The 11,997-nt window shown below is 52.3% G+C and carries 13 protein-coding genes; 2 read left to right on the forward strand and 11 right to left on the reverse strand.

Annotated elements, in window-relative coordinates; translation table 11 throughout:
- Positions 1-5: 5 nt before the first annotated feature.
- From SR894_RS17425 to SR894_RS17440, 4 genes are all read right to left on the reverse strand, one after another.
- A complete protein-coding gene (locus SR894_RS17425) occupies positions 6-1,199 on the reverse strand; it encodes a FliC/FljB family flagellin (protein ID WP_223288682.1) in 1,194 nt (397 codons plus the stop codon).
- Positions 1,200-1,618: 419 nt separating this feature from the next.
- Positions 1,619-3,010: a flagellar filament capping protein FliD gene (fliD, locus tag SR894_RS17430; RefSeq protein WP_223288681.1), complete on the reverse strand. Its 1,392-nt coding sequence runs from the start codon at positions 3,008-3,010 to the stop codon at positions 1,619-1,621.
- Between the two features lie 208 nt (positions 3,011-3,218).
- Positions 3,219-4,580, reverse strand: coding sequence for a flagellar filament capping protein FliD (gene fliD / locus SR894_RS17435; RefSeq protein WP_223288680.1), 1,362 nt, complete (start codon positions 4,578-4,580; stop codon positions 3,219-3,221).
- A 129-nt stretch (positions 4,581-4,709) separates the two neighbouring features.
- Positions 4,710-6,038, reverse strand: coding sequence for a UDP-glucose dehydrogenase family protein (locus tag SR894_RS17440; protein ID WP_155706051.1), 1,329 nt, complete (start codon positions 6,036-6,038; stop codon positions 4,710-4,712).
- Positions 6,039-6,210: 172 nt separating this feature from the next.
- Here SR894_RS17440 and SR894_RS17445 point away from each other — a divergent pair, with 172 nt between their 5' ends.
- On the forward strand, positions 6,211-6,552 hold the full coding sequence (locus SR894_RS17445; RefSeq protein ID WP_133733231.1) for a hypothetical protein: 342 nt from the start codon (positions 6,211-6,213) through the stop codon (positions 6,550-6,552).
- Positions 6,553-7,190: 638 nt separating this feature from the next.
- Here the strand turns inward: SR894_RS17445 and SR894_RS17450 are convergent.
- From SR894_RS17450 to SR894_RS17460, 3 genes are read right to left on the reverse strand one after another with little or no spacing between them, the layout of a single operon-like run.
- Positions 7,191-7,535: a HipA domain-containing protein gene (locus SR894_RS17450; protein ID WP_244286602.1), complete on the reverse strand. Its 345-nt coding sequence runs from the start codon at positions 7,533-7,535 to the stop codon at positions 7,191-7,193.
- On the reverse strand, positions 7,507-7,755 hold the full coding sequence (locus SR894_RS17455; protein WP_244286601.1) for a HipA N-terminal domain-containing protein: 249 nt from the start codon (positions 7,753-7,755) through the stop codon (positions 7,507-7,509). The genes SR894_RS17450 and SR894_RS17455 overlap by 29 nt, the downstream gene beginning before the upstream one ends.
- Positions 7,752-8,048, reverse strand: coding sequence for a helix-turn-helix domain-containing protein (locus tag SR894_RS17460; RefSeq protein WP_133733232.1), 297 nt, complete (start codon positions 8,046-8,048; stop codon positions 7,752-7,754). Before SR894_RS17460 ends, SR894_RS17455 begins: the two co-directional genes overlap by 4 nt.
- A gap of 206 nt (positions 8,049-8,254) precedes the next feature.
- On the opposite strand from SR894_RS17460, the gene SR894_RS17465 reads away from it, so the two are divergent.
- Positions 8,255-9,277 (forward strand): serine hydrolase domain-containing protein, encoded by a 1,023-nt coding sequence (locus tag SR894_RS17465; RefSeq protein ID WP_133733233.1) that lies wholly within the window; start codon positions 8,255-8,257, stop codon positions 9,275-9,277.
- An 11-nt stretch (positions 9,278-9,288) separates the two neighbouring features.
- On the opposite strand, the gene SR894_RS17470 is transcribed toward SR894_RS17465, so the two are convergent.
- Genes SR894_RS17470 through SR894_RS17485 form a run of 4 tightly spaced genes read right to left on the reverse strand, consistent with a single transcriptional unit; the run spans position 9,289 to position 11,981 of the window.
- Positions 9,289-9,849, reverse strand: a complete 561-nt coding sequence (locus SR894_RS17470) for a YqhA family protein (RefSeq protein WP_133733234.1) — start codon at positions 9,847-9,849, stop codon at positions 9,289-9,291.
- Positions 9,850-9,880: 31 nt separating this feature from the next.
- The gene (locus SR894_RS17475; RefSeq protein WP_133733235.1) at positions 9,881-10,474 is read right to left on the reverse strand and encodes an exopolysaccharide biosynthesis protein; all 594 of its coding nucleotides are present in this window, start codon (positions 10,472-10,474) and stop codon (positions 9,881-9,883) included.
- The gene (locus SR894_RS17480) at positions 10,467-10,931 is read right to left on the reverse strand and encodes a tellurite resistance TerB family protein (RefSeq protein WP_133733236.1); all 465 of its coding nucleotides are present in this window, start codon (positions 10,929-10,931) and stop codon (positions 10,467-10,469) included. The genes SR894_RS17475 and SR894_RS17480 overlap by 8 nt, the downstream gene beginning before the upstream one ends.
- A gap of 36 nt (positions 10,932-10,967) precedes the next feature.
- Complete coding sequence (locus SR894_RS17485) at positions 10,968-11,981, reverse strand: nucleoid-associated protein (protein WP_133733237.1); 1,014 nt, start codon at positions 11,979-11,981, stop codon at positions 10,968-10,970.
- Positions 11,982-11,997 lie beyond the last annotated feature (16 nt).

The following is an 11,997-nucleotide window of genomic DNA, read 5'->3' on the forward strand; positions in this document are numbered from 1 at the left end:
GAGGCTTAGCCCAGCAGAGACAGTACGTTCTGCGGCGTTTGGTTAGCCTGGGCCAGTACAGAGGTACCCGCCTGTTGCAGGATCTGAGCACGAGTCATGTTGGCCACTTCACTGGCGTAGTCAGCATCTTCGATACGTGAACGAGCAGCGGAGAGGTTAGTTTCGTTAGTTTGCAAGTTGGTTATCGCAGACTCGAAACGGTTTTGAATCGCACCCAAGCCAGAGCGAAGCTCGTCGACTTGCTTCAAAGCCTTATCAAGCTGCTCCATCGGGTTAGCTGTCGCTGAGTTCAGAAGGTCTTTTGCACCCAAGCTTGCACCGTCAACAGTATAAGCAGCAGTGGTGTTACCTGTAGTAACGGTGGCCTCAGAAGGATCAAGCGCTACTTGGAAAGTAACTGCGGTACCTGAAATAGCTTCGATACCCTGCAGACCCAAAGCTTTAACTTCTGATTCACTTGCAGCAGTAATACTGACATCCACATACCAGTTGCCGTTATCGTCTACTTGGGCTGTGCCCGCAGTAGCAACGGAACCAGTGGCGATACCCAAATTCGTGGCTAGTTCATTCTTGAAACCAGTTGCGGAAACAGTATTATTGGCTACACCCGTACCTTCACCGTATGCTGTTGTATAGTCAGTTGCAGTTGCAGCACCAAGATTCGCACCGGGGCCATTAACGTTAAAGCTAGCCAGACTCAGTGTGTCAGCAGTAATTTTTTCCAGTGCAACGTCGATTGATTCACCGTCGTTGGCACCTACCTGGATAGACAGGCTGCGATCTTGGGCCAGAACTTTAACGCCGTTGAAGTCAGTCTGTTCAGAGATGCGGTTGATCTCGGTCAAACGCTGATCAATTTCGTCCTGGATGGAAGCACGGTCGTCAGCAGAGTTGGTGTCGTTCTGAGACTGAACGGCCAGTTCACGAATACGCTGCAGGTTGTCGTTTACTTGGTTCAGGGCGCCTTCAGCGGTTTGCGCAACGGAGATACCGTCGTTGGCGTTACGCTGAGCCTGAGACAGACCAGTGATCTGTGAAGTCATACGGTTGGCGATGGCTTGACCAGCGGCGTCATCTTTAGCGCTGTTGATGCGCAGACCAGAGGACAAACGCTCCATGGCGGTAGACAGTGCGTTCTGTGATTTGCCAAGGTTGTTTTGGCCGATCATTGCTGTGATGTTGGTATTGATCACTGACATGGGATGATACTCCTTGCTTTGGACACTGGCCCTGAGGCCTGCTTTCGGCCACTGTTTGTGCCGTTATATTAATTAACGGCAGCGCGTGGGGTTTCTTTAGGGGAAGTGGTAAAAAAAGATGTAAACGTTGGTAACTGAATAGTGAAGAGTTTCATGCTTGGGCGGGGTGGCCGTGAGAGTATGAGATCGCTTCACTGGATTTGCGATGACACCGCGCTTTGGTCGCGAGCTAAAGCTACCTCCCACAATTGCACCAGTCCAGCTGGAAGCAAAAAGCGTCGCAATCTAAAGCTACCTCCCACGATTGCAACAGTCCGGCTGGAAGCAGAAATCTTCGTGAGCTAAAGCTGCTTCCCACAACGACAAAACAGCGCTTAGCGCTGTTTTGTCATGTTAAAACAATGCCTGCTGAGATGGCTCTACTTTTTGCGGCCTAACTGAGCGTCAAGTGCATCAAACTGCTGGGTAAGGTAAGAGCTGGTTTGGTTCATTTGCGCGATCATGCCATCCAACTGACCAAACTGTTTGCGATAGCGGTCGATGGTGCTCTCAATGGTCTTTTCCATACGTGCGTAGCGCTCATCTAAACTTTTTACGCGATTCTCCGCTCCCGTAATGGCCCCTTTGATAGTCCCGTTATCGCTCAACAGGTTAGTTAACGTCGTGGTTAGCTGCCCAGCCATGCCACTCGCTTCATCTTTGCCTGCAAAAAAATCGCTGAGCGCGTCAGGACTGTTGGCCGCTAGATCACTTAACTTGTCTTCATCAAGTTTTAGCGTACCGTCACGCTGCAAGGTAATACCTAGCTGGTTAAGGGTTGAAAGCTCACTGCCTGCAACACTGCCTATCATCACACTGCGCAACCGAGACTCTATGGTGCGCACCGTGCTGTCTCCTAGCAGCTTGCCGGCGGTCTGGGTTTTACTATCGTATTTTGTCAGGTTATTGATTGTGCCTTCTAAGCCGTTATAGGCTTTGACGAATGCACCTACCGCCTCGCGCACCCCCAGGGTGTTGCGTTCAACACTTACCGTACTGGTAGCCGTCCCGCCGTCTTCCAACGCTAAACTTGCAATGTTGAGTGTGACGCCTTGAATCGCATCTTCAATTTGGTTACTGGCACTGGTGATATCAATACCATTGACCTTCAACACAGCGTCTTTACCCATCTGCTGAGTAGCGGCGTCTTCACCAAAGGGGCCAGCTACAGCCAAACCACCAGCATCCACAAAACTAAAACTGTTAATGGAGGCCTCAGCGCCGCTTTCCTTTGAACTTAACGCCAATCGATAGCCCGTACCGTCATTGATGATAGAGGCACTGACTCCCGACTCTTTGTCCGCATTAATTGCATCACGAATATCGCTTAGACTGCTATCGGCTGTTAGGGCAATATCGACACTATCGCCATTGCCGAAGCTCAACTGAAATGCAGTTGCACCTTGTAAGTCGAGCGCAGCATCTTGATCGGTAACGCGGGTAGACGCAAGCGTGCCTGCGGTGGCCAACTGGCTAACTTGAACGCGGTAACTGCCGGGCAATGCATCGGCTGTGGCTGTTGCTTTTACGCCCTCTCCCTGCACATTGGCAGAAAGGCTCTGATAGAGTTCAGGGTCGTTGATTTTTCCTACGGCGTCTTTAAAAGCGTTCAGCGATGTTTGCAGCTGGCCATAGGCCGAAACCTTGGCTTGCTGTTGTGTTTTCTGCTGCGTAATGGGCGCAAGCTTGCCGCGCTCTGCTTTCTGCAGTTGATCCAATAGGCCAGTCAGGTCCAGACCCGAGCCAACGCCAAGGGAGGTTATCGTCGCCATATTGACTGTTCCTCAGTAAAAAAGGCTAAACCTGAAACATTCAGCGCATGGGCACGCTGGCAATTGTGGTATGTAATTTTATCGGCTGATTAGCGGGCAACTTTAGCGCTTTTTCTTTCGCTAAGTTAATTATTCTTCTTTTGCTAATAAAAACGCCTGCTTAGCGCAGGCGTTCATTGGGGACGAGGAGGGAAAGCAACAGAGCGGATTAGCCACGGCCTAGTTGGGCGTCTAATGCATCGAACTGTTGGGTAAGATAGCTGCTGGTCTGGTTCATTTGCGCAATCATGCCATCCAGTTGACCAAACTGGCTGCGGTAACGAGACATCGTCTGCTCAATTGATTGCTCCATACGGGTGTATTGCTCTACAAGCGACTTGTTGAGATTTTCCGCCCCGCTAATCGCTCCTTCCACGCGGCCATTAGAGCCAAGCAATTGTTCGACAGCTGTATTAATTTGCCCTGCCATACCCGCCTCATCCGAATCGCCTGCGAAGAAGGTTGCAAGCGCACCTTGGTTATTAGCAATGGCATCATCAAGCTTGTCTTGATCGACCTCAAGTTTGCTATACCCCAGCCCGCTATCGTACTTGTGCGAAATACCGATATCGCTAAGAATGGAGAGCTCACCCTCCACAGCCCCACCCAGCACATCACGCAAGCGAGACTCGACGGTACGGACGGTACCGTCTCCCAACAGCTCGCCTGCCTCGCCGGTTTCAAAATTGAAGCTGGTTAAATCGCCAATTTTATCTTTGAGACCGTTATAGGCCTCTACAAAATTGGTAACAGCCTCGCGAACAGCGCGGGTGTCTTGCTCAACGGAGACCGTGCTATCACCCTCTTCTTGAAGGTTTAGCGTCACGCCCTGGATAGCGCCTTCAACTTGATTAGTGGAGCTGGTGATATCAATACCGTTAACGGTAAGCGCTGAATCAGTACCGCTTTGCAGCGTATTAGCGGTATCTGAAGTGAACGGGGCAGCACCGTCAAAACTGAAATCGGCAATAGAGGCATCTGCCCCGGTTTCACTAGAGCTAAGTGCGAGGCGGAAATTGGTACCATCATTAATAATAGTCGCGTTCACGCCAGCGTCTTCAGTGGCGTTAATCGTATCGCGAATACCTTCCAGAGTGCTGCCTGACGCTATATCGATCTCTTGGGTGGAACCATCAGCGAAGTTCAGGGTTAATTTTTGGTCAGCAGCGGTGATGCCCTCATCTGCGGCGGCTACCCCTTCTGAAGCAAGCGTGCCGCGAGTGGCTAGAGTGTCGACGGTAACATTATAGCTACCTGGCTGTGCTTCCGCATCAGCAGCGGCGGTGATGGCTGAACCACCCACGTTAGTGGAAAGGCTTTCGTAAAGAGTGCTGTCATTAAGCGCATCAGCGGCAGTTTGAAACTGAGAGAGCGCGCTCTTCAACTGACCATAAGCGGAAATTTTGGTCTGCTGTGTTTCCTGCCGCTCAAGAATCGGCACAAGCTTCTGTTCCTCGGCCTCTTTCAACTGATCCAATAAACCGTTGAGATCCAAGCCTGAGCCAATACCAAGTGATGAAATGGAAGCCATACTTTACCGTCCTCTTTTATAACGTCATCACGCTACTGATTACACTGCTCGTGAAGTAATTTATCATCCTAGTAGTTAATAACTATCGACCATTTAACATTAAACTTAAACCTTTTTTTAGCTCGCTACCTAATCGTGGCTTTTCCGCCCCACCCCTATGTAACGCAGCCCCGCTTCTTCAACAGCACTTGGCGTGTACAAGTTACGCCCATCAATGACGACTTTTTCAGCCAGCTGGTCGGCTAGCCAATCAAAATCGACACTGCGAAACTCTTTCCACTCGGTGCAGATAACCAAAGCATCAGCTCCTTTCACTGCCTGAATCCGATCTCCTGCCAGCATTAGGTCATCCCGCTCGCCATAAATGCGGCGGCACTCTGTCATGGCTTCAGGGTCGAACGCCTGCACCTTAGCGCCCGCTTGCCAGAGTGCTTCCATTAACGTGCGGCTAGGGGCTTCGCGCATATCATCCGTGTTGGGTTTAAAGGCCAAGCCCCAAACAGCAATAGTCTTGCCACTTAGACTGCCTAGGTTGTCTTGCAGTTTTGTGAACAGGGTTTGCTTTTGACGCAAATTAACCGATTCGACGGCGCTGAGCAGTTCCGGCGTATAGCCTAGTTGACGCGCTGCCCGCTCTAATGCCTGGACATCTTTGGGGAAGCAAGAGCCACCATAACCGCAGCCAGGGTAGATAAAGTGGTAGCCAATACGTGGGTCGCTGCCAATCCCTCGGCGTACGTCTTCGACATCCACCTCGAGCCGTTCGGCAAGATTGGCGATCTCGTTCATAAAGCTGATTTTGGTGGCGAGCATGGCATTGGCAGCGTATTTGGTTAGCTCGGCAGCCCGCACGCTCATAAACATCAACTTTTCGTGGTTGCGGTTGTAGGGGGCGTAGCACTCTTGCATATGCGCTTTCACCCGCTCGCTTTCTGTACCGACGATAATCCGCGCGCCACGAGTAAAGTCATCTATCGCTGCCCCCTCCTTCATAAACTCAGGGTTCGAACACACATCGAACGCGAGCGATACACCGCGTTGTTCGAGCACATCGCTGATAGCAGCGTGGACTTTTTCTGCAGTGCCCACCGGCACGGTAGACTTATCAATCACCAGCTTATAGCTATCCATATGCTGGCCAATCGTGCGCGCCACTTCTAGTACATAGCGTAGGTCGGCACTGCCATCTTCGTCGGGCGGCGTTCCCACGGCAATAAACAGCAGTTCGCCATCGGCTACCGCCTGGGCAGCGTCAGCAGTAAAGCGTAAACGGCCAGCCGCCACGTTGTGGGCAACGATAGTGCTTAGCCCTGGCTCAAATATCGGCACCTCTCCGCCCTTAAGCTGATCAATTCGCTCAGCATTAACATCCATACAGGTGACTTGATGACCAACATCGGCTAAGCAGGCGCCTGCGACAAGGCCGACATAACCGGTTCCGAATACACTGATATGCATGACTTATTAACTCGCTAAAATATATGGTAGCGAGCGTAGCACATTGACCCACCGTTGATGAGTTCAATAGTGGGGGACTCCCTCTAAATTATAGACCTTGGTCTAACATCGACCTTGGTTTATAATGCGCTGCAACAAGCCCGATTTGGTGCTGACCGCTGGAGAACATGCAATGACTCCCGAGCTTACGAAAGAACACGCTGCCCCCTCGTCACATGGGCTGTCGACTACTGCGAACGTTCAACGAAGCCTTCGTCAGTGTTTATCGATTGCCGCTGAGCTGCTCTATGACAATGGCCATGTGCTTGAAACCATTACCTTGCCCCAACGCGGTTTAGCGCACCGTGAATTGCTCACACTTTGTGCCGCAGCGCCCACCTGGGCAACCTGTCAGAAGGTCATGGAAGCCAGTGAAGCGGCCACTTTCAATGAGTATGGTCGCTTTGTTTTGACCCGTCTTGGTCGTGAAATAATGTTTGATATGTTTGGCCAGGGGGCTGCTGATTGCGCTTAACATCTGCTGCTGCCACGCATTGCTGATCAGAAGAGCGTATAAGAGACTTATAAAGGCTATTCGTTATCTGATGTGGATTTAAGATTGGTTGGCTATTTTTTATCTCACAGTTCCGATCGCAACCACTAAGCCAGCTATCTGTTGTGGGAGGCTGCGTCAGCGGTGGTTCGACACTTCGATGAAGAGTGCCGCAGGCATCCCCTTGACTTCATCCTGCTAATAGCCCAAACATTCGCGAGCTGAAGCTCCCTCCCACGGGAGTTACACTCATGCTGGCAGAGTTAATTCCACACTGAGCGACGAAAAGCCCTTATAAAAAACCGCCCACAAGCAAGCGCTTCGGGCGGTTTTTGTTGCGCGGGCTTATTTGCTAAAGCCTAGCTCTATAGAGTCTATGTTCTATATCGCTTAGCGCAGGCCTAGCATCGACAGAATGAACAGCACAACCACGATCAGACCAATAATGTAGATAATATTACGCATAGGGCGCTCCTTGCTTATTGCGTTTTAGAGAAATCAAAGGCTTGCTTACCCATGAGCCAACACACCCATCCTAGCAGGCTTTTTCTGCTTTTGCGTAATGTGGCTGCATCTCCCTCTTAGAAAGTGGCTGTATTAGCGTGGCCGCATTGATAGCGTTATCCGAGACGCTGGCGTTTCTCGTCGAATGCTCGCTGAATCATTTTCTGCTGCTTTGCATCGATTTCTAATTCTCGGCAAAGGAATGACCATTCGGATAGAGCATCAAGGGTTTGCTCAATATAGAGATCCGGGGTTAAGTACCTGAAAGGGGCGCAAACCTGTTTGAGCTTTTTACGTGTAGCCAGGCCTGCCCCACTGAAAGATGTTGTATGCTCATCTGCATAGCCCCGGACAGGGGAATAAGTCAGGTCGTAAGCAGGAGCTAGTGTCCATCGACCTTGGTCATACAAAAAAGCGAAGTTCTTAGCGTGGTCATCGTGATAGCAGCATTCCCCAGCCATCAGGCAGCGAGTCAGCAAATGCTCCCGGTAGACCAGCAAAAAGAAGTGGATCCAGCGCCTTCTGTGGTTGGGTAGTAAAACCCATGTTCAGAGGCGACAAATTGAAGCCTTCCGCCACCCAATGAGGGTGGTAGGCAAAGTAGATGCCCTGTCGGCTAGCGACCAGCTCCCCCACAGGATTACCCGCTAACAGCACCTCTACGCTGTTGATACGCTTCATTTTCGCCCCCGGGTACGCCCCGTCTGCTTGATCTCTTCAAGTGAGACGGGGTGTTCCTGCTCGAATAGCTCGGCAATTTGGCGTGTGGCGCCCAGCGCTGTGGCAATGAGCACTAGACCATCGAGAGTTATTTGCCCACTGGATTCGAATCGTTTAATGGTGGACTCGGAAACACCTGCCATCTGCGCCAAGGTTTTACGGGAAAGGTTCTGCGCCAGTCGCGCTTCTCGTGCATTGGCACCGACCTGCTGGGACAGTTCGCCAGGAGCAAGTAGAGAGTGAGTCAGGGCCATAGAAAACCTCTAAATAATGGCTCATTTATAACCCACTATATACTGAAAATGACCATAAAAGTCCAAATATGAACCTTAAAACCTCAGAAACATGGCCCCAGACTCAGAAAGTACTACCTGATCTTACTTCTAGCGAGTATCGGTTGTGGAACCTCAGCCACTTCTACACCTCGAACCTTTGCCACTTACTTGCCTAAGGTGTTGCGATGCGCGCTACTGCTTTGCTTGTTTCGTTTGCTGTTACTTCGCTATTACCCGCCACCTATGCAGCCGCTAATGAGCCTTCTACAAACGCACTTCAGATACTAGACCAGCAAACCGGCCAGCTTGAACGCGTACACAGCGTGGTGGTGGCCTACGACGGTGAGATTATCCACGAACTTCACCAGGGTGGGCCGGGAGTGGCCTCACCTGCGAACATTAAATCGCTGTCGAAAACGGTGCTGGCTGCCATTACTGGGGCGGCGATTGAAGCAGGCATCATTGAATCAACTGATCAACCCATGGTGGAGCTGTTTGGCGAACATCTACCTAGCGGTATTGATCCACAAGTTGGGGACATTACCGTGGCCCACCTGCTCGCCCAGCAGGCGGGGCTTGAGCGCACTTCTGGCAGCAACTATGGCGCCTGGGTGGCCAGCGCCAACTGGGTGAACGATGCGATGACGCGCCCATTCGTCGATGAGCCGGGTGGGCAGATGCTCTACTCCACCGGCACCAGCCATCTACTTTCCGCTGCGCTCACCCACGCCAGCGGCGAAACGACCCATTCCCTTGCCCAGCGCCTATTGGGAGATCCGCTTAATATCACCATTCGCCCCTGGCTACGCGACCCGCAAGGGATCTATTTTGGCGGCAATGATATGCAGCTCTCACCACGGGCATTGATTGAGGTGGGCGAGCTGTATCGGAATGATGGCATTGTGGTTAATGGGGCAGGAGACGAGCAGCGCGTTCTGCCTGAAGGTTGGGTAGAAGAGTCGTGGCAGCCGCGCGGTACATCGCGCTGGACTGGCGACGGATACGGCTTTGGTTGGTTTATTACTCAGTTGGCAGGCGAAGATGTGTACTACGGGCGTGGCTACGGCGGTCAGGCGCTTTATGTTATTCCAGAACGGGAGATGACCGTAGTGATCACCTCAGACCCTAACCCACCCTCGCCGGGTGGGCAGTTCCAACAGCGGTTAAACAGACTGGTAGACGGTTTGTTAGCTGAAAATGACGAGTAGCACAGGCACGCTTACTCGCCTTTGTGGCCTAGGCTCATTAAATAGAGCGCGGCCGCCAGCGCCAATACTGAAAGGGCTAAATAGATAGCTTCCAGGGGCGTGGCAAAACGGATATCTACCACGGCGCGGAAAAACTCAATAATCACCGCCAGAATCACCACCCGGGCGATTTTATCTTTCAGTTGGTCTAATGAGGCGACATTAAAGGGATGGCGCAAATTACTCTCTTCAGCCTGATCAATGCGGGAGACAAACAGCCGGTAAACACCTAAGCCGAAAATCAGCAATACGATCGCAATCAGATAGATATCCACGGCAATGATGATATCCGGCACCAGGCTGTCGTGAATGTCCTGGGTGCCACCCAGTAGGTAGTATCCCATCACATCAGCGACTACCTTGAAAATGTCCACGGTACCGACGATAAACAGCATCAACGAACCCAATAAGCTGGGTACGACCGCCAACATCACCAAAAAGCGCGAATTCCACAGCGCCGTTTCAATGCGCCGCTCCCAGTGGTGCTGGCTCTCTGGGGGTTTAGGCGGCGGCGTTGAAACCGGATCAGACATGCCGATACTCCTTTTGTTATCTCAGGTTTTGTTATATCAGGCTCATCGTAATGAAGGCGCAGGTGGCGCCGAACAGCACGAACCCCAGCAGTAGCACGATACCATCACGGGCAACCAAGCCTAACCCTAACAGGGTAAGCGCAAGCCCCGCCCCGTTGGCCGAAAAGGGAATAAACTCCATCGGCGGCATGGCCAAGGCAATCAATAAACACACCACGGCTGTTACCCGAATACCGATATAGCCCGTCAGCCAAGGTAACCGTACCCGCAATAGCCCATCTATCCAGCGGGCAGGCTTTTTCATCAGCTGAATGCCTTTATCGAACTTTTGCTGGGAAATCGAACGCTTCAGCAGCCAGCCGGGCAACCAAAATGCTTCACTCCCCGCTAGCAGCTGTACGGAAACCAACAGTACCAGCGCAGCCATTAACGTCGGCATGCCGGGTATATCACCGATAATGGGGGTGAGCGTAATGATCCCAGCGACCAACAGCAGCGGCCCAAACGAGCGCCGTCCAACGGCGTGAACAACATCGTCAACGCTGACCCGCGAAGCATCCTGCTCCATATGCTCAATCGAGCTGATTAGATCCATTAAATTCGAGTCTTCGTTACGGTTATGCATCGGGTTTATTGCGCTCCTCTACCTGCAGTTTGGTACGGATAAAATCGCTATGGCTAACATGCAGTAAGTCTGCCAAACGACGAATACGGTGTTCTTCTAAAGGGTCAACGTTGCCGTCGGCCCAGGCCAGTTGCCACATCTGCGCGACCAGCTCACAGCGCTGATCGTAGTTATAGTGCTCTTTGATCAAGCTAACAAACTGGTAGTGATCGACGGCATCATCTACTTCGGCTTGCGCCAGCGCCATTAACTCGTCCACATCGCTTGCGCTTAGACGATAGCGCTCAGTTAGCATACTACGCAGCGCGGCAAGCTCTTCGTCGGTGTTTTCGTAGTCGGCGCGAACGATTTCACACAGCAGCGCGGCAGTGGCCAGCTCCAACGTGAGCGTTTGATTTTCGCGCTGCTCGGGTTGCGCCAGGGTGCGCTGGAAGAAATCACTAATGGCGTTCAGCATAGGGGGCTCCTAGGTAGCTACAGCGTCGTCCTTACCTCAATCCTTCTTGGTAAGCTGCTCTCTTAACTGCTTGGGCACTTGCTTGATAATCAAGCGATCCTGAGTGGCGTCGTATTCGATGCTAGAACCCAGCAGGTGCGAATCAAAACTAATAGAGACGCCACCCGCTCGGCCGGTAAAGCGGCGGAACTGACTCAAGGTGCGTTTATCAGGGGGTATCTCCGGCGAGAGCCCGTAATCGGCGTTGCGAATATGGTCGTAAAACGCTTTCGGCTGCTGTTCGTCCACCAATCCCGAAAGCTCTTCCAGCGTCATTGGCTCGCCGCGGCGCAGCTGTTCATTGGCGTAATCCACCAGCGTGTCGGTTTTTTCACGACTCACCTCGTCGTCGTAATCCTCTTTCTCAACGTAGTCGCTAAACGCTTTCAGCAGCGTGCGGGTTTCTGCCGGGGCATCGACGCCCTCTTCCATACCCAGCAATGCCACCAAGCCCTCGGCGAGTTTTTTACCGCCGCGATCTTTAAGGAACGAGACATACTGGGCACTGGGTGCCTCGCTCTGCCATTGGGTAAGGTTGATACGCGCCGCCAGGGTAAGCTGGCCGGTGTTGAGCTGGGCAGCAGGCACCGCGTGGTGACCCTCATTAATGCCAATCCCTTCGCGCTGGTGCACCAATGCCATCAGCAGCGTTTCAGTATCGCCCTGGCGCTGGTGGCTGAACACTAAGTAACCACTTACTGACAGCTGCTCCTGAAGCTGCTTGGCGAGCCTTTCGGCCAGCGCAACAGAAAGCTCAGCAAAGCTTTTATCACCCGCCAAATAGTCGCGCAGCCACATGGCCAGGGGCCCTGCCTGTTCGCCCTCTTCGGCAAAGCGCCCCCAGCCTTTGGGCTTGGTGTTGTAGGTGTCGTTAAGCGCACCCACCAGGCTCGCCATCACCGAATCGTCACTGGGCGCTGCCTGCTCTGATTGGGGCGCGGCGGTTAGGGTTAGGCGCTCACCGTCAAGCGTCGGATCGAGGCGGTGCACAATACTTTGCAGTAGTGGCATAAAGGTCTACTAGCTT

Source organism: Vreelandella neptunia (genome assembly GCF_034479615.1).
GTDB classification, from domain to species: Bacteria; Pseudomonadota; Gammaproteobacteria; order Pseudomonadales; family Halomonadaceae; genus Vreelandella; species Vreelandella neptunia.

Coding starts and splice junctions, on each gene's coding strand:
- SR894_RS17425 (WP_223288682.1), bottom strand. CDS start 1,199: ATGTCAGTGATCAATACCAACATCACAGCAATGATCGGCCAAAACAAC.
- fliD (WP_223288681.1), bottom strand. CDS start 3,010: ATGGCGACGATAACCTCCCTTGGCGTTGGCTCGGGTCTGGACCTGACT.
- SR894_RS17480 (WP_133733236.1), bottom strand. CDS start 10,931: ATGCTGAACGCCATTAGTGATTTCTTCCAGCGCACCCTGGCGCAACCC.
- SR894_RS17475 (WP_133733235.1), bottom strand. CDS start 10,474: ATGCATAACCGTAACGAAGACTCGAATTTAATGGATCTAATCAGCTCG.
- SR894_RS17460 (WP_133733232.1), bottom strand. CDS start 8,048: ATGGCCCTGACTCACTCTCTACTTGCTCCTGGCGAACTGTCCCAGCAG.
- SR894_RS17440 (WP_155706051.1), bottom strand. CDS start 6,038: ATGCATATCAGTGTATTCGGAACCGGTTATGTCGGCCTTGTCGCAGGC.
- SR894_RS17455 (WP_244286601.1), bottom strand. CDS start 7,755: ATGAAGCGTATCAACAGCGTAGAGGTGCTGTTAGCGGGTAATCCTGTG.
- SR894_RS17450 (WP_244286602.1), bottom strand. CDS start 7,535: ATGGCTGGGGAATGCTGCTATCACGATGACCACGCTAAGAACTTCGCT.
- SR894_RS17485 (WP_133733237.1), bottom strand. CDS start 11,981: ATGCCACTACTGCAAAGTATTGTGCACCGCCTCGATCCGACGCTTGAC.
- SR894_RS17470 (WP_133733234.1), bottom strand. CDS start 9,849: ATGTCTGATCCGGTTTCAACGCCGCCGCCTAAACCCCCAGAGAGCCAG.
- SR894_RS17465 (WP_133733233.1), top strand. CDS start 8,255: ATGCGCGCTACTGCTTTGCTTGTTTCGTTTGCTGTTACTTCGCTATTA.
- SR894_RS17445 (WP_133733231.1), top strand. CDS start 6,211: ATGACTCCCGAGCTTACGAAAGAACACGCTGCCCCCTCGTCACATGGG.
- fliD (WP_223288680.1), bottom strand. CDS start 4,580: ATGGCTTCCATTTCATCACTTGGTATTGGCTCAGGCTTGGATCTCAAC.